General features: G+C 75.6%; 14 protein-coding genes. 10 read left to right on the forward strand and 4 right to left on the reverse strand.

The window, feature by feature from the left end; genetic code table 11:
- The first annotated feature begins 50 nt into the window (after positions 1-50).
- The 5 genes from AAG742_RS07860 to AAG742_RS07880 all read left to right on the forward strand — a co-directional run bounded on the left by AAG742_RS07860 (position 51) and on the right by AAG742_RS07880 (position 6,221).
- Complete coding sequence (locus tag AAG742_RS07860) at positions 51-1,409, forward strand: glutamyl-tRNA reductase (RefSeq protein ID WP_343281995.1); 1,359 nt, start codon at positions 51-53, stop codon at positions 1,407-1,409.
- Positions 1,406-2,053: a TetR/AcrR family transcriptional regulator gene (locus AAG742_RS07865; RefSeq protein WP_248117630.1), complete on the forward strand. Its 648-nt coding sequence runs from the start codon at positions 1,406-1,408 to the stop codon at positions 2,051-2,053. The genes AAG742_RS07860 and AAG742_RS07865 overlap by 4 nt, the downstream gene beginning before the upstream one ends.
- Positions 2,054-2,226: 173 nt before the next feature.
- Complete coding sequence (locus tag AAG742_RS07870) at positions 2,227-2,451, forward strand: DUF3107 domain-containing protein (protein ID WP_248117628.1); 225 nt, start codon at positions 2,227-2,229, stop codon at positions 2,449-2,451.
- 18 nt (positions 2,452-2,469) lie between these two features.
- Positions 2,470-3,984 (forward strand): RNB domain-containing ribonuclease, encoded by a 1,515-nt coding sequence (locus AAG742_RS07875; protein ID WP_343281996.1) that lies wholly within the window; start codon positions 2,470-2,472, stop codon positions 3,982-3,984.
- A gap of 257 nt (positions 3,985-4,241) precedes the next feature.
- Positions 4,242-6,221, forward strand: coding sequence for a DEAD/DEAH box helicase (locus tag AAG742_RS07880; RefSeq protein ID WP_343281997.1), 1,980 nt, complete (start codon positions 4,242-4,244; stop codon positions 6,219-6,221).
- A gap of 142 nt (positions 6,222-6,363) precedes the next feature.
- Here AAG742_RS07880 and AAG742_RS07885 read toward each other — a convergent pair whose 3' ends face one another.
- Positions 6,364-7,215, reverse strand: a complete 852-nt coding sequence (locus AAG742_RS07885; protein WP_343281998.1) for a PHP domain-containing protein — start codon at positions 7,213-7,215, stop codon at positions 6,364-6,366.
- Between the two features lie 35 nt (positions 7,216-7,250).
- Here AAG742_RS07885 and AAG742_RS07890 point away from each other — a divergent pair, with 35 nt between their 5' ends.
- Complete coding sequence (locus AAG742_RS07890; protein ID WP_343281999.1) at positions 7,251-8,822, forward strand: aminopeptidase P family protein; 1,572 nt, start codon at positions 7,251-7,253, stop codon at positions 8,820-8,822.
- A 33-nt stretch (positions 8,823-8,855) separates the two neighbouring features.
- On the forward strand, positions 8,856-10,664 hold the full coding sequence (locus AAG742_RS07895) for a pyruvate kinase (protein WP_343282000.1): 1,809 nt from the start codon (positions 8,856-8,858) through the stop codon (positions 10,662-10,664).
- 74 nt (positions 10,665-10,738) lie between these two features.
- Here AAG742_RS07895 and AAG742_RS07900 read toward each other — a convergent pair whose 3' ends face one another.
- Positions 10,739-11,476: a general stress protein gene (locus tag AAG742_RS07900; protein ID WP_343282001.1), complete on the reverse strand. Its 738-nt coding sequence runs from the start codon at positions 11,474-11,476 to the stop codon at positions 10,739-10,741.
- Positions 11,477-11,579: 103 nt separating this feature from the next.
- Here AAG742_RS07900 and AAG742_RS07905 point away from each other — a divergent pair, with 103 nt between their 5' ends.
- Genes AAG742_RS07905 through AAG742_RS07915 form a run of 3 tightly spaced genes read left to right on the forward strand, consistent with a single transcriptional unit; the run spans position 11,580 to position 14,872 of the window.
- The gene (locus AAG742_RS07905; RefSeq protein ID WP_248117614.1) at positions 11,580-12,842 is read left to right on the forward strand and encodes a CBS domain-containing protein; all 1,263 of its coding nucleotides are present in this window, start codon (positions 11,580-11,582) and stop codon (positions 12,840-12,842) included.
- Positions 12,843-12,902: 60 nt separating this feature from the next.
- The gene (locus tag AAG742_RS07910) at positions 12,903-13,712 is read left to right on the forward strand and encodes a DUF1003 domain-containing protein (protein WP_343282002.1); all 810 of its coding nucleotides are present in this window, start codon (positions 12,903-12,905) and stop codon (positions 13,710-13,712) included.
- The gene (locus AAG742_RS07915) at positions 13,709-14,872 is read left to right on the forward strand and encodes a P-loop NTPase (RefSeq protein ID WP_248117604.1); all 1,164 of its coding nucleotides are present in this window, start codon (positions 13,709-13,711) and stop codon (positions 14,870-14,872) included. The genes AAG742_RS07910 and AAG742_RS07915 overlap by 4 nt, the downstream gene beginning before the upstream one ends.
- A gap of 21 nt (positions 14,873-14,893) precedes the next feature.
- Here the strand turns inward: AAG742_RS07915 and AAG742_RS07920 are convergent, their stop codons facing one another.
- On the reverse strand, positions 14,894-15,571 hold the full coding sequence (locus AAG742_RS07920) for a twin-arginine translocase TatA/TatE family subunit (RefSeq protein ID WP_343282003.1): 678 nt from the start codon (positions 15,569-15,571) through the stop codon (positions 14,894-14,896).
- Positions 15,572-15,592: 21 nt separating this feature from the next.
- Positions 15,593-16,489 carry a zf-HC2 domain-containing protein gene (locus tag AAG742_RS07925; protein WP_248117600.1) on the reverse strand — a complete coding sequence of 299 codons (897 nt, stop codon included), beginning with the start codon at positions 16,487-16,489 and terminating at the stop codon, positions 15,593-15,595.
- Positions 16,490-16,642 lie beyond the last annotated feature (153 nt).

Consider the following 16,642-nt stretch of genomic DNA (forward strand, 5'->3'; position numbering starts at 1 on the left):
GGCCGCGTTCCCTGCCGATCCGGCCGCCGGCGCGTAGGATGGCTGGCGCTGTGACTGTCTTCTCCCTGGTGGCCTCGCACCACGACCTCGACCTGGACACGGTGGCCCGCTTGAGCGCGGGGACCACCGGCGTCTGCTCCGCCCTGCCCTCCCCCGCCACGGCGGGGGCGGTGGTGCTGGCCACCTGCAACCGCGTGGAGGTCTATGCGGAGGCCTCCGAGGGGCGGGTGGAGGAGGCGCGGGAGCACCTCGTGGCCGCCATCGCCGAGAGCAGCAGCCTGCCGGACGACTCCGTGCGCGGCGCGTTCCGCGTGCTCGGCGCCGATGCCACGGCCCGCCACCTCTTCGAGGTCGGCGCGGGACTGGACTCCGCCGTGGTGGGCGAGCGGGAGATCGCCGGCCAGGTGCGCCGCGCGCTCCTGGACGCCCGAGAGAAGGGCACGGCCTCCGGCTCGCTCGTCCGCCTCTTCGAGGCCGCCACGCGCACCGCCAAGGACGTGGGCTCCCAGACGGCGCTCGGCGCCACCGGCCGCTCCGTGGTCTCCGTGGCCCTGGACCTCACCGAGGAGCTGCGCGGCCTGCACGACGCCGACGCGCGCGACGCCTTCTGGGCCGATGCCTCCGTCCTGCTGATCGGCACCGGCGCCTACGCCGGGACGACCCTGGCCCAGCTGGCCGACCGCGGCGCCGTCGCCGTCGGCGTGCACTCCGCGTCCGGGCGCGCCGAGCAGTTCGTGGCGGACCGCGGCGGCTGGGCGCTCCCGCTCGGCGGGGAGAACGTGGCCGGGGCCGTCGCCGAGGCCGACGTGATCATCGGCTCCTCCGGCGGGGACCGGCAGATCAGCCCCGAGCGCCTCGCCCAGCTGCGCGAGGACTCCGCGCACCCCCTCACGGTGGTGGACCTGGCCCTGTCCCGAGACTTCGACCCCGCGGTCGCCGAGGTGGAGGGCGTGGACCTGATCACCCTCGAGTCCGTCCGCCTGGCCGCGCCCGAGCAGGCGCGCGCCGCCGTGGACGAGGCGCGCTCCCTCGTGGACGGCGCCGTCGCCGAGTACTCGGCCGCCCAGCGCAGCCGCAGCGCGGACGCCGCGATCAAGGCCCTGCGGCGCCACACCCTCACAGCCCTCGACCACGAGATGGAGCGGGTCCGGGCGCGCCACGGGTGCACCGCCGCGTCCGAGGAGGTGGAGTTCGCCCTGCGCCGCATGGTGAACCAGTTCCTCCACGGACCGAGCGTGCGGGCCAAGGAGCTCGCCGCCCAGGGCAGGCTCGAGGAGTACGAGCGCGCCCTCGAGGTGCTGTTCGACATCGCCCCGCCCTCGGCCGCGCCCGCCCCGGCCCCCGCCGAGGAGGCCTGCCCGGCCCACCGCGCCGCGGAGGACGGGCCGGGCGCGGCCCGCACCGCATGAGCGTGCACCCCGGTGAGGGGGCGGGCCCGCGCGAGCGGACCGTGCGGATGCCGCGCGCCCAGCGGCGCCGCCAGCTCCTCGGGTGCGCACGCGGCGTGTTCGTGGAGCACGGCTACGCCGGCACGGCCATGGACCAGATCGCGGAGGCGGCCGCCGTCTCCAAGCCCGTGCTCTACCAGCACTTCCTCGGCAAGCACGAGCTCTTCCTCGAGCTGCTGGACACCGAGGTGGCCGACCTCACGGGCCGCCTCACGGCGGCCATGTCCTCCCCCGGCGACAACCGTCACCGCGTGCACGCCACGGTGGAGGCGGTCTTCGCCTACATGGGATCCCCCGGGCGCTCCCACCGGCTGCTCTTCGACTCCGGCGCCGAGCACGACCCCGAGGTGCGCGCACGCGTCGAGGCGGTCGAGCGCGCCGTGGCCTCCCAGGTGAGCCGCATCCTCGCCGAGGACACGCGCGTGGGCGACGCCGAGGCGGAGATCCTCTCCCGCGGCCTCGTGGCGTACGTGCTCGGCGCCGCTCGCCACTGGGCGGACCGGCTCGAAGCGGGTCGCCGCCCGGACGCCGCGCGGACGGCCGCGATCGTGGACGCCCTGCTGTGGACCGGGCTCTCCCACCTGCCCACCGGACGCGCCGCCTGACGGGGAGGGCGCCGCCGCCTCCGCGGATGCCGCCCGGTTACGCCACGCGCGTGAACCCCGCCCCCGCCGCATGAGGCGACAGGGCCGTCCCGTAGGCTGACCGCACATCCGCTGCGCGGACGCGTGTCCGCGCAGCGAGGAGTCCACGCACGAGGGAAGAGTGAGGTCCACCCATGGAGATCCGCATCGGAGTGCAGCACGTCGGCCGTGAGGTCGTCCTGGAGAGCGAGCAGACCGCCGAGGAGGTGCGCGCCCTCGTGGACGCCGCCCTCGCCGCCGGCTCCCTCCTGAGCCTGACGGACGTCAAGGGCCGCCAGGTCGTGGTCCCGGGCTCGAACATCGGGTTCGTGGAGATCGGCGCCAAGAAGTCCGGCCCCCTGGGCTTCGCGGCCTCCTGATCTGCGGGCCGCGCCGCCATGCCCCACCACGCCGTCGAGGTGCGCGGGTCTGAGGACGCCGCGCTGACCGAGCGTCTGGCCGCCCTCCGGGTCGAGCTCGACCTGCCGGGCGGCTTCGCCGCGCCCGTGCTCGCCGAGGCCGAGGAGTCCGCCGCCGCGGTGCTCGCCTCCCTCGGCTCGGACGCGGAGCGGGACGACCTCACGGCCGTCCCCTTCGTCACCGTGGACCCATCCGGGTCCACGGACCTCGACCAGGCGCTGCACATCGCGGCCGCCGAGGGCGGTCGGCTCACGGTGCGCTACGCGATCGCCGACGTGCCCGCCTTCGTCGCGCCCGAGGGCGAGGTGGACCGCGAGGCCCGGCGTCGTGGCCAGACCGTGTACCTGCCGGACGGCCGCGTCCCCCTGCACCCAGAGGTGCTGAGCGAGGACGCCGCGTCGCTGCTGCCCGACGTCGACCGTCCCGCGTTCGTGTGGACGTTCACGCTCGCCGTGGACGGGGCCGTGGAGCGCACCGCGCTGGTGCGCTCCCGCGTGCGATCGCGGGCCCAGCTCACGTACGAGCAGGTGCAGGCCTTCCTGGACTCCCCGGACGCGCCCGAGGCGGCGGCCTGGCCGGAGGAGCTCCGCGCGTCGATCGCCCTGCTGCCGGAGGTCGGGCGACGGCGCACCGCGCAGGAGGTCGCCCGCGGCGGCGCGTCCCTGAACATGCCGGACCAGGAGATCCACGTGGTGGACGGCCGGTACGAGATCAGCCAGCGCATCCCGCTGCCGGCCGAGGACCACAATGCCCAGCTCTCCCTGATGACGGGCATGGAGGCGGCCCGCATCATGCTCGACGGCGGCGTCGGCGTCCTGCGCACCATGCCCGCCCCGGACACCGAGGCGGTCGCCGCGTTCCGCGCCCGCACCCGCGCGCTGGGGCATCCGTGGGAGGAGGGCGCCGACTACGGGGCCTACCTGCGCACCGTCGACCCCCGCGAGCCGCGCCACCTCGCCGTCCTCCACGCCGCCACGTCCCTGTTCCGCGGAGCCGGGTACACCGCCTTCGACGCCGAGGCCGAGGATCCCGCCCTGCGCGCCCTCCCCGCGGATCCCGAGCAGGCCGCCCTGGCCGCGCCCTACGCGCACGCCACCGCACCCCTGCGGCGCCTCGTGGACCGCTTCGTGCTGGCCGTGTGCCACGCCCTCGTGAGCGGCGCGCCGGTGCCTGCGTGGGCCCGCCGGGCGCTGCCCGAGCTCCCCGCCCTGATGCAGGACGCCGGCCGGCGCGCCTCGGCCGCGGACCGCGCGGCCGGCGACCTCGTGGAGGCGGCCGAGCTCTCGGAGCACGTCGGCGCCGAGCTGGAGGGCGTCGTCGTGCGCTCCGGCGGGGAGTCCGCGGACGTGCAGCTCGCCCAGCCCCCCGTGGCCGTGCGCGTGCCGGCCGCGGCGGAGCCCGGCACCCGCGTGCGGATCCGGATCGACGCGGTGGACGTGGCCTCCGGGAAGGTCACGGCCACCGGGGTAGACTGGCCCCACAGCTCACGCTGACCCCTGGGATGACCGGTCGCATCTGATCACCCACGAACCCCACTCGCCGCAGCGCTCCACGGTCCCTCGTGTCCGAGGCTCCTCGGCGGGTGACCGACCTGCCGGATCCGGCATGGCCCGCCTTCGCACGGCGCGGTCGAGACCGAGTCCAGGGGGCATCGCCCCCGCCCTTCCGCGATCGGCTCCACCACCGCGCGCACGGCGTGGCCGGGCCCACCCGCCCGTCGCTGCGACGCACGAGACGATCGCGAGTCACCATGACCGAGAACACCACCCCTGACACCGCCCAGACCGCCGCGGACGACGTCGACCCCGCGGTCGCCGAGATCGCCCGCGAGACGCTCACCGAGGACGCCGTCCCGGCGGCCCCCGAGCAGACCTTCGCCGACTTCGGCGTGCACCCCGCCATGGTGGAGGCCCTCGAGGGCAAGGGGATCGTGCACCCCTTCCCCATCCAGTCGATGACCCTGCCCGTGGCCCTCGGCGGCCACGACATCATCGGCCAGGCCAAGACCGGCACGGGCAAGACCCTGGGCTTCGGCCTGCCGGCGCTGCAGCGCGCCATCGGCCCGGGCGAGCCCGGTTGGGACAGGCTGGAGGCCGCGGGCACCGCCGGCGCCCCGCAGGCTCTGATCGTGGCCCCCACCCGCGAGCTCGCCGTCCAGGTGGCCGGAGACCTCGTGTTCGCCGCGTCGAAGCGGCCCGTGCGCATCGCCACCATCTACGGCGGCCGCGCCTACGAGCCGCAGATCGAGGAGCTGCAGCGCGGCGTCGAGGTCGTCGTCGGCACCCCCGGCCGCCTGATCGACCTGCTGCGCCAGAAGCACCTGCGCCTGGACCACGTGAACACGGTGGTGCTGGACGAGGCGGACGAGATGCTGGACCTCGGCTTCCTCCCGGACGTCGAGACCCTGCTCTCCGCGGTCCCGGGCAAGCGCCAGACCATGCTGTTCTCGGCCACCATGCCCGGCCCCGTCGTCGCCATGGCGCGCCGCTACATGACGCAGCCGACCCACATCCGCGCCTCCGACGGCGAGGACGAGGGCCTGACGAAGAAGGACATCCGCCAGCTCGTCTACCGCGCGCACCACATGGACAAGGACGAGCTCGTGGCCCGCGCGCTGCAGGCGAACGGCCGCGGCCGCACCATCATCTTCACGCGCACCAAGCGCACCGCCGCCCGCGTGGCGGACGAGCTGGTCTCCCGCGGCTTCGCCGCCGGCCCGCTGCACGGCGACCTGGGCCAGGGCGCCCGCGAGCAGGCGCTGCGCGCATTCCGCAACGGCAAGGTGGACATCCTCGTGGCCACCGACGTCGCCGCGCGCGGCATCGACGTGGACGACGTGACCCACGTGTTCAACTTCCAGGCCCCCGAGGACGAGAAGACCTACGTGCACCGCGTGGGCCGCACCGGCCGTGCAGGGCACAAGGGCATCGCCGTGACCCTCGTGGACTGGGACGACCTGCCGCGCTGGAAGCTGATCGACAAGGCCCTGGGCCTGGGCCAGCCCGAGCCGCCGGAGACCTACTCCTCCTCCCCGTGGCTGTTCGAGGACCTCGACATCCCCAAGGGCACCAAGGGCCGCCTGCCCAAGGACAAGCGCACCCTCGAGGGCCTGAGCGGCGAGCGCCTCGAGGACCTCGGCGGTCCTGAGTCCACGCCCCGCGCGGGCCGCGGCGGGGACCGCGAGCGCGGCGGACGCGACGGCGCCCGCGAGGGCGGTCGAGGCCGTGGCGCCCGGGACGAGGACCGCAACCGCGGCGGCCGGGACGGCGAGCGTGGTGGCCGTGACGCCGAGCGGGAGGGCTCCCGCGACGGCGGCCGTGGTCGAGGACGCGGTCGGGGCGGGCGTCCCTCCGCGGGAGCCGCGGTGAACGGGCGCCCCGCCGAGGGCCGCGCGGACGAGCGCCCCCGCCCCGAGCAGGCGGAGCAGAAGGCCTCGCGCTCCGCGGATCGTGCGCCCCGCGCCGAGCGCGCCGAGAGCCCCGCTCGTGCTGAGCGGTCCGAGCGCGCCCCGCGCACGGAGGGCACCGGCCACCGGGCCGAGTCGCGGTCCGAGGGCCGTGCGGAGCGCCCCGCGGCGGAGGCCGCGGCTCCCCGTTCCGCGGGCACGGAGCGTGCCCCGCGCACGGAGCGCGCCGAGCGGCGCGCGGAGGGCACGAGCGACCGTCACGCCCGCCGCCGCGAGCGCAGCCGCGCCCGCATGGAGGCCCGCAAGCGCGGCACCACGCGCTGAGCCTCCCCGCCCGGCGCCGCAGCGCTCGTGGCGCCCCCGCGACCCCTCCGACGGCCGATCCGGCGCGCGGAGGGGTCGCTGCGGCTCCAGGGTCGATCACGGGTGCGGCCGGGGCCCCGGGAGTGAGAAGGGACGGTCGGGCTCACCCCCGCACGACGGCGGCGCCGGTCCCCTGCCGCTCGATCTCGGCGAGGACGTCCTCGCCGGTGGTGAACTCGCCGATCAGGTTGGGCTTGCCGGCCCCGTGGTAGTCCGAGGAGCCCGTGACGATGAGGCCGTGGCGGTCCGCGAGCTCCCGCAGCCTCGCGCGCTCCGGCTCGGGGTTGTCCCGGTGGTCGGCCTCGAGGCCGGCCAGGCCCGCCTCGATCATGGACTCGATGACCTCCACGCCCACCACCCGGCCGCGCATCGTCGCCCGCGGGTGGGCGAACACGGGCACGCCGCCCGCACCTCGGATGAGCTCGACGGCGACCGCCGGGTCCGGGGCGTGGTGCGGCACGTAGTACTTGGAGCGGCCGGTCAGGATCGTGGCGAACGCCGCGGAGCGGTCCGGAACCACGCCGAGGGTGACGAGGGCGTCGGCCAGGTGGGGGCGGCCGATCGTGGCGCCCTCCGCCGCGTGCTCCTGCACGAGCTCCCACGTGAGGGGGTAGTCCTCCCCCAGCCGTGCAGCCATCTCCTGCGCCCGCGTGAGGCGCGCCGAGCGCGCGGCCGTGAGCTCGCGCAGCAGGGTCGGGTCCTCGGGGTCGTGGAGGTAGGCGAGCAGGTGCACGCTCGTGCCGTCGGCGGCCATGCAGGACATCTCCATCCCGGGGACGAACGTGAGTCCCTCCTCGAGCGCCGCCTGCGCGGCCTCGGCCCAGCCGGAGGCCGTGTCATGATCGGTGAGGGCCAGTCCGTCCAGGCCTGCACGGGCCGCGGCCCGCACCACGTCGGCGGGCGGCTGGGTGCCGTCGGACTCCGTGGAGTGGGTGTGCAGGTCATAGCGCGCCATGAGTCCCCAGCGTAGGCGGTGCCATGATGGTGGGCATGACCGACTCCGCACAGCACCCCGCCGACCCTGCTCCCGAGGGCGGTCCCGCCGCCGAGACCAGCCCGGCCCCCCAGCCCCTGGCCGAGCGAGTGGAGAACCGCTCCCAGCGCCCCAGCTCGGACGCCTTCCGCGCCTTCATGGCCTCGGGCTGGGCGCCCGCCTCACAGGAGCTGCCCGCCGCCGACGCCGTGGCCCCCCACGCCGCGCGCCGCCGCGCCGCACTCTCCGCCCGCTTCCCCGGCGAGCGCCTCGTGGTGCCCGCGGGCCGGCTCAAGGTCCGCTCCAACGACACCGACTACCGCTTCCGGGCACACTCCGCGTTCGCGCACCTCACGGGCCTGGGCGTGGACCACGAGCCGGATGCCGTGCTCATCCTCGAGCCCACGGACCCCGGGGTGGGCGACGACGGGGCCGACCACGAGGCCACCCTGTACTTCCGCCCCCTCGCGGGGCGCGACTCGGAGCAGTTCTACGCCGACCCCCGCGCGGGCGAGTTCTGGATCGGACCCCGGCCCACCCTGGCGGAGATGGCCGCCCGCACCGGGCTGCGCACCGCCGGCCTCGAGGAGCTCGAGTCGGCCCTGACCAAGGACGCCGGGCAGGGGCAGGTCCGCCTGCTGGCAGAGTCCGACCTCGACGTGGACGCCCAAGTGGCCGCCGCCCGCACCGAGGCCGGCCAGGACCTCGCGGCCGCCCAGGCCGCCGACGTCGAGCTCGCCGAGTTCTGCTCCGAGCTGCGCCTCGTGAAGGACGAGTGGGAGGTCGACCGCATGCGCGCCTCGGTGGCCGCCACGATCGCCGGCTTCGAGGACGTCGTCCGCGCCCTGCCGCGCGCGGTGGGCCACCGCCGCGGAGAGCGCGTCGTGGAGGGCGCCTTCTTCGCCCGCGCCCGCGAGGAGGGCAACGACCTCGGCTACGACACGATCGCCGCCGCCGGGAACAACGCCACCGTGCTCCACTGGATCCGCAACACCGGGGAGGTCCGCGACGGCGACCTCCTGCTCCTGGACGCGGGCGTGGAGGACGACTCCCTCTACACCGCGGACATCACCCGCACCCTCCCGGTGAACGGGGCCTACACGGAGGTGCAGCGCCGCGTGTACCAGGCCGTGCTGGACGCCGCCGACGCCGCGTTCGCCATCGTGAAGCCGGGCATCCGCTTCCGCGAGATCCACGCGGAGGCCATGCGCGTCCTCGTGGATCGCCTCTCCGCGTGGGGCCTGCTGCCGGTCTCCGCCGAGGAGGCGCTGTCCGAGGAGGGCCAGCACCACCGCCGCTGGATGCCGCACGGCACCTCCCACCACCTCGGCCTGGACGTGCACGACTGCGCGCAGGCCAAGCGGGAGCTCTACCTCGACGGCGTGCTCGAGCCGGGCATGGTGTTCACGATCGAGCCGGGGCTGTACTTCAAGGCCGAGGACCTCGCGATCCCGGAGGAGTACCGCGGGATCGGCGTGCGGATCGAGGACGACGTCCTCGTCACGCAGGACGGCGCGGAGAACCTCTCCGCCGCCCTGCCCCGCGCCCCCGAGGACGTGGAGGCCTGGATGGCGCGCCTCCAGGGGTGATCGGCGCGGGGGGCTCTGGCTAGGCTCGCGGGCATGACCGCCCACCTCGTCTCCGAGCTCACCGACCTGCGGGAACGCCTCCTCGACGCCGAGGCCGAGCACGCCGCCCTCATCGAGCGTGTGCGCGAGCGCCACCGGCCCTCCGCCCGCAACCTCGTGCACTACGTGGCCCTGCGCGGCACGGACCTGCGCCCCCTCCAGGACTCGCTCAGCGAGGTGGGGCTCTCCTCCCTCGGGCGCATGGAGGCGGGGGTGCTCGGCCACCTGGACGCGGTGCTCCGCGCGGTCCGCGCGCTGGACGGCGCGCCTGCAGCCGAGCCCGACGACGGCGCGCCGTCCGCGCTCACCCCCGCCGTGGGGCGGGAGATCCTCGAGCGCAACGCGAACGCCCTGCTGGGCCCGATGCGCCAGGACCGGCAGACCCGCGTGATGGTCACCATGCCGAGCGAGGCCGCCACCGACCCGGAGCTGGTGCGCGGCATGGCGGCGGCGGGCATGGACCTGGCCCGCGTGAACTGCGCCCACGACGGGGAGGACGCGTGGGCCGCCATGATCGACACGCTGCGCGGCCTCGGCTCGGATGAGCGCCCCGCACCGCGCGTCGCGATGGACCTGGCCGGGCCCAAGCTGCGCACGGGCCCGCTCGAGCCGGGGCCGCGGGTGCTCAAGGTGAAGCCCTCGCGCGACGACGGCGGCCAGGTCCTGGAGCCGTCCCGGGTGTGGCTCGGCGCCGCTCCGGACGGGGCCGGGGAGCACCCGGCGGGGGACGGCGTCGTCGTGCCCCTGCAGGACCCGGACGTGCAGGTGCTGGCCGCCCTCGAGCCGGGCGACGAGGTGGACCTGAAGGACGCGCGCGGATCCCGCCGCACGCTGATGGTGGAGCGCGTGAGCGGCGCCGGACTGCTCGTGAGCACGGTCCGCACCGTGTACTGGGAGACCGGCATGCGGGTGGACACCCCGCACGGGTCCCTCACGGTCGGCGAGCTGCCCCCGCTCGAGCAGAGCATGCGGGTGCAGGTGGGCGAGGACGTGGTGCTCACCCGCTCGATGCAGGCGCGCCCCGCCGTCGCCGCCCCGCCCTACCGCATCGGCTGCTCCCTCGAGCAGGCCTTCCGGGACGTCTCCGTGGGCGAGCGGGTGTGGATCGACGACGGCCGGATCGGCGGCGAGGTGACCGCCAACGACGGCGAGGAGATCACCCTGACGGTCACGAACGCCGGGCCGGCGGGCGCCAAGCTGAAGGCCGAGAAGGGGATCAACTTCCCCGACACCGCCCTCGAGATCCCCGCGCTCACGGCGGAGGACCTCTCCCACATCCCGTTCGTGGCCTCCCACGCGGACATGGTCAACATGTCGTTCGTGCGCTCGGCCGCCGACGTCGCCCGCCTCATCGAGGCGCTCGAGGAGCAGGACGCGAAGGACGTGGACGTCACCCTCAAGATCGAGACGGTGGCCGCGTTCGAGCAGCTGCCGCTCATGCTCCTGGAGGCCATGCGGTGGAACGACGTGGGCGTGATGGTCGCCCGCGGCGACCTCGCGGTGGAGGCCGGATTCGAGCGCATGGCCGAGCTCCAGGAGGAGATCCTGTGGCTCTGCGAGGCCGCCCACGTGCCCGCGATCTGGGCCACGCAGATCCTCGAGTCGCTGGCCAAGAAGGGCCTGCCCTCGCGCGCCGAGATCACCGACGCCGCGATGGCCCAGCGCGCGGAGGCCGCGATGCTGAACAAGGGCCCCTACATCGAGGACGCGATCACCTCGCTGGGCGACATCCTCGCCCGCATGGGCGCTCACACCCGCAAGAAGGGGGACATGCTGCGGCGGCTGGAGTCCTGGAGCCTCTGAACGGGACGGCGGTCCCCCGACGACGACGGCCCGGCCCCTCGGGGGGACCGGGCCGCGGTGTGCGGGGCGGCGCGTCAGGCGCGGTGGGAGCCGCCCTCGGCCGGAGGCTGCGGCCCGGGGCGGCCGCCGCGTGCCTCGATGAGGCGCGCGACCTCCTCGGGGGGCAGGCTCACGCCGTAGGAGCGATCGAGGCCGGCCGGGGCCGCGGGCGCGCCGGCCGGGGCCGACGGAGCGGGCGCGCCGGCGTCGTGGTCCGCGGGAGCGGCCTGGTCCGGGGCCGCCGTGATGGGGGCCGGAGCCGCCGGCGCGGGGGCCGCCGGGGCCGGGCGGGCGGTGAGGCCGAGCTCCTGGCGGGCGCGCGCGGCGTGCTCGAAGGCGATCACGAGGTCGTAGCCGGCGGGCACCACGGCCTGCGAGGAGGCGAAGCCGTGCCGGCCCTTGCGCAGCGCGAACCCGATCACCCCGAACAGCAGCCACACGGCCAGGCCCAGCAGCGCCGAGGTGAGGATCTGGAGCGGCCCTCCCGACGGGTCCAGCAGGAGGAGGAACGCGCCGATCAGGGCGCCGAACATCAGGCCCCGCACGCCCGCCCCGAGCGCCACCTGCGCGTAGTTGAGGCGGCCGCGCACCCGCTCCACCACGCGCAGGTCCTTGCCGACGATGGAGACGGCGCTGACCGGGAAGTCCGTGGCGGCCAGCCGGTCCACCTGCTCGCGCGCCTCGGTGTACGTGGAGTAGGTGGCCACGAGCTCTCCGCGGGGCAGGCCCGTGTCGCCGGATCCGGGGGCGGGGCTGGACATCATGAAGGACATGTCCCCATTGTGCCTGGCCGCGGGCGCGGAGGCCCGGGAGTCCGCCCATTGCGGACACCCGCCCCACCGGGCGGGCGCGGAGAGGACCCACTAGGCTGGCCCGGTGAACTCCCCCAAGATCTTCGTGGCCCGCCTGCTGGGCCTGGACGTGTTCGACCCGCTGGGCGACCGTCTGGGCCGGCTGCGCGACGTCGTGGTCCTGGACCGGGGCGGGGTCGCCACCCCCGTGGCCACCGGCCTGGTGATCGAGGTCCCCGGCAAGAAGCGCGTCTTCGTGCCCATGACCCGTGTGACCTCCATGGACTCGGGCCAGATCATCACCACGGGCCTCATCAACCTGCGCCGCTTCTCCCGCCGCGGCGGGGAGCAGACCGTCGCGGGCGACCTCTTCGACCGGCGCGTGCGCCTCACGGACGGCTCGGGCGAGGCCGTCCTCGAGGACATCGGGCTGGAGCAGCAGCGCAACGGCGACTGGCTCGTCTCGGACATGTACGTCCTGCGCCCCACGGGCCGCGGCGCCTTCGGCCGCCCGCGGGGAGAGCACCTGCTCCTCACGTGGGACGAGGCCCGCTGGGCCGGGCAGGCCGAGCCGCAGGGGGCCACGAGCTTCGTGGCCGCCCACGAGGACCTCAAGGCCGCGGACCTCGCGGACATGATGCACGAGATGCCGGAGAAGCGCCGCGTGGAGGTCGCCAACGAGCTCCAGGACGAGCGCCTCGCGGACGTCCTCCAGGAGCTGCCCGATGACGACCAGGTCCAGATCCTCTCCCACCTGGACATCGAGCGCGCCGCGGACGTCCTCGAGGAGATGGACCCCGACGACGCCGCGGACCTCCTCCACGAGCTGCCCGACTCCCAGCAGGAGCTGCTCCTGGAGCTCATGGAGCCCGAGGACGCCGAGGACGTGCGCCGCCTGCTCGAGTACGAGGAGGACACGGCGGGCTCCGTCATGACGCCCGTGCCCGTGATCCTCCCGCCCGAGGCGACCGTGGCCGAGGCCATGGCCACCATCCGGCAGCACGAGATCTCCCCCGCGCTCGCCTCCCTCGTGATCGTGGCCCGCCCGCCGCTGGAGACGCCCACGGGACGGTTCCTGGGCGTCGTGCACTTCCAGCGCCTGCTGCGGTACCCGCCGCCCGAGGCGATCGGCAACATCATGGACAAGGACCTCGAGCCGGTCTCCGACCTGGCCCCACTGGCCCACGTCACCCGCGAGCTGGCCACGTACAACCTGACGTCCATCCCCGTGGTCAACGCCCAGCACCGCGTGGTGGGCGCCGTGAGCGTGGACGACGTCCTCGACCACATCCTCCCGGACGACTGGCGCGCGATGGACCCGGACGACCATCCGGCCGCCGCCGGCTGACCCCTCCCGCACCACCCCCCGAACCGCATCGACCGCACGGACCGCACCGAAGGAGTGAGCATGTCGCAGACCACGAGGGAGCCTCGCGAGACCCGAGGCACGGGCCTGGACACGCCGCTGAGCGCGCGTCGACGCCGAGTGCCCCGCTTCAGCCCCAACCCGGACGCCTTCGGGGAGGCCACCGAGGGCATCGCCCGGTTCATGGGCACGCCGCAGTTCCTCGTGTGGATGACCCTGTTCTGCCTCCTGTGGGTCGGCTGGAACAGCTACGGGCCCGAGGGCCTGCGCTTCGACTCCGCGGCCCTGGGCTTCACCGCGCTGACCCTCATGCTCTCGCTCCAGGCCTCGTACGCGGCCCCTCTCCTCCTCCTCGCCCAGAACCGCCAGGACGACCGGGACAAGGTGTCCATGCGCGAGGACCGCGACCGGGCCGAGCGGAACCTCGCGGACACGGAGTACCTCACGCGGGAGATCTCGGGCCTGCGCATCGCGCTGCAGGACGTGGCCACCCGCGACTTCGTGCGGGGCGAGCTGCGCGGCGTGCACGAGGACCTGATCGGCGAGCTGCGCGAGTCCCTCCGCGAAGAGCTCCGCGCCGAGATGCGCGCGGACCTGCTCTCCCCCGCCTCGGACGGCGGGGACGCCGGCGGCTCCGTGAAGAAGGCGAAGAAGAAGTCCCGGGACCGCGACGGCGGCGCGCGGCCCGGCGGGGACGCCGACGACGCCCAGACCACCACGCTCGCGATCATCGCGGCCCAGGAGGCCGCCGAGGAGGCCGCCGCTCGCGTCCGGGAGGGCGACGCCGCCCCCGGCCCGGACGCGACCGGCCCGAGCGCCACCGGATCGAGCGCGGCGGACGGACGGCGATGACCGAGTCCCCGCAGGCCGACGCCGGCCTCCCGCTGCCCGCCGTGCGCACCGAGCTCGAGCGGGCCGTGCTCGCGGCCCTGGCCGACGTCGTCGACCCGGAGATCCGCCGCCCCGTCACGGAGCTCGGCATGGTGGAGTCCGTCCGCGAGACCGCCCCGGGCGAGGTCGAGGTGGCGGTGCTGCTGACCATCACGGGCTGCCCCCTGCGCGGGACCATCGAGGCCGACGTCACGGCGGCCGCCGCCGCGGTGCCCGGCTGCCGGTCCGTGGCGGTGCGCGTGGGCGTCATGACCCCCGAGCAGCGCCGCGCCCTGCAGGACTCGCTGCGCGGCGCGCGCCCCGCCAACCCGTTCGCCGCGGGCTCGCTCACCCGCGTCCTGGCCGTCGCCTCGGGCAAGGGCGGCGTGGGCAAGTCCACGGTCACCGCCAACCTCGCCGTCGCCCTCGCCGAGCGGGGCCTGGCGGTCGGGCTGATCGACGCCGACGTGCACGGCTTCTCCATCCCCGGGCTCCTGGGCGTGGATGCCTCCCCGACCCGTCTCGAGCAGCTGATCCTGCCGCCCGTGGCCCGCGGCGTGAAGGTCATCTCGATCGGGATGTTCCTGGACGCGGACCGACCGGTCGCGTGGCGCGGCCCCATGCTGCACCGGGCGCTGGAGCAGTTCGTGACGGACGTGCACTGGGGCGACCTCGACGTGCTGCTCGTGGACCTGCCGCCGGGCACGGGCGACATCGCGATCTCCGCGGCCCAGCTGCTGCCGGACTCCGAGCTCGTGGTGGTGACGACCCCCCAGCACGCCGCCGCCCAGGTGGCCGCGCGCGCGGGTCAGCTCGCGCAGCAGACCGGCCAGCGCGTGGCAGGCGTGGTGGAGAACATGGGCCCCATGGCCCTGCCGGACGGCACGGTGCTGGACGTGTTCGGCACGGGCGGCGGCGCCGAGGTGGCAGAGCGGCTCACCGGCGCGCTCGGTGCGGACGTCCCCCTGCTGGGCTCGGTGCCGCTGGATCCGGCCCTGCGCGTGGGCGGGGACACCGGCGCCCCCGTGGTGGCCTCGGCACCGCAGAGCCCAGCGGCGCGCGCCCTGCTGGCGATCGCCGAGCGGCTCGCGGTGCGCCCCCGCAGCCTGGCCGGGCGCCGGCTGCCGTTCAGCCCGCGCTGAGCGCCGGGATCACCGCGGCGATCAGGTGGCGTCGACGTCGAAGGGTGCGGGCGCCAGGCCGAGCAGCTCGAGCGGATCCGGGCTCGCGGCTGCCGGGACCGGAGCCGGGCGCCCCTCGGCCACCATGGCCTCGGCGCGGCCGGAGGCCATGAGGGCGACGGCCGCGCCTCCCACGACGGCGGTCCCGGCACCCGGGACGACGGCGGCGGCCACGGGGGTGAGCTCGGCGTCGGGGGCGGCGGAGCCCGTGGCGGACGCGACGGCGGTGGACTCGACGTCGGTGGCCTCGGCGGCGCTGCTGCCCGTGCCGCCCGGGCGGCGGAAGAGGGAGCGGGGGTCCATGTCCGCGATGTCCTGGCGGGTCAGCCCGCCGTGGAGGTCCTCGGGGGCCACGCCCGTGAGCGCCTGGGCCCGGTGCGCGGCGGTGGAGGAGCCGCTGCCGCCCACCGGCTCGGTGAGGGCCTCGCGGATGATGCGGCGGGGATCGTACTGACGGGGGTCGTACTTGCGCCAGTTGACCTCGTCGAAGTCCGTCCCCGTCTCCTCCTTGAACTGCGTCTTGGCGCCCTCGGCCATGTCCCGCATCCGGCGGAGCCACTGGGTGAAGGCGCGGGTGTACTCCGGGAGCTTCTCCGGACCGAGGATGATCACGGCGAGCACCAGGAGGACGATGAACTCGGATCCGTTGATTCCTGCCACGGTGGAGACTCTACTAGAGGCTCACCGACGCCCCACCGCGAGGATGCCGGCCACCCGGCCCATGCTCGGAACGGCCTCGACGATCCGCTCGAGGCCGCGCTCGAGGCGGTCCGTCACGGCGTCGTCGCGCCGCAGCTCGGTGAGGCCGGACCGGTCCGAGACCACGAGGAGGGTGAGAAGGGGCTCCGCCTGCTCGCGTGGCAGCGTGGACTCCACGCGGTAGGCCGCCTGCGCCGTCGCGAGGTCCGCGATCCACCCCTCTCCGGACGGGTCGTCCGTCAGCCGGTAGGCGACACCGCCGGGGAGCCGCCTCCCCGGCATTGCGGCGTCCTCGCGCCCCGACGCACAGCCGCGGGGCACAGCGGTCGCGGAGCGCGAGCGGCACTCGTGCACCGTGACCGCCGGCTCGGCGCGCCCCCAGACCACCGCGACCTCCAGCAGGTCCGCCGCCTGCTCGCCGCGCACCTCGAGGGGCTGCAGGCCTGCGCCGGTCAGGGACGGCACGGTCCAGCCGAGGCCGCGGAGCTCCTCCACGGTGGCCCCCGGGGAGGACGCGGCGGCGGACTGGCGCTGGACGACCCCCAGCGCGTCCGTCGGACCGGCCTGCGCCCGGGCCACGCCACGCGGCGCGCCGGCCACCCACACGGCCGCGAGGAGCCCGCCCAGCAGGACGACCATGGCCAGCGCCAGCACGACGAGGCGGCCGGACACGCCGCGCACGGGGAGCACGGGATGGGTCACGGCCGCGGGGCGGGCGTCCACGGAGCGCGCGGCGTCCAGGACGCGGGCCCGCTCACGGGCGGTCCGGGCGCAGTCCGGGCAGCGGGAGAGATGGGCCGCCAGCCGGCGGCCCGCCGGGCGCGAGAGCACGCCCTCGAGGTAGGCGTCCAGGTGGCGCAGCGAGTGATGAGGGCTCATCCCGCCCCACCTCCTCCTGGTGCGCCGACTCCCGGACCGGAGGGCCGGGGACCACGCCGACGCCGGTCCAGTCCGCCCATCATGGACGGCACGTCTGAGAGAAGTCTGAATCGTCCCCCCCGGTTCTTCCGTACACTGGGGCGGCATCCGGCC

Source organism: Micrococcus sp. 2A, from assembly GCF_039519235.1.
Taxonomy (GTDB): Bacteria; Actinomycetota; Actinomycetes; order Actinomycetales; family Micrococcaceae; genus Micrococcus.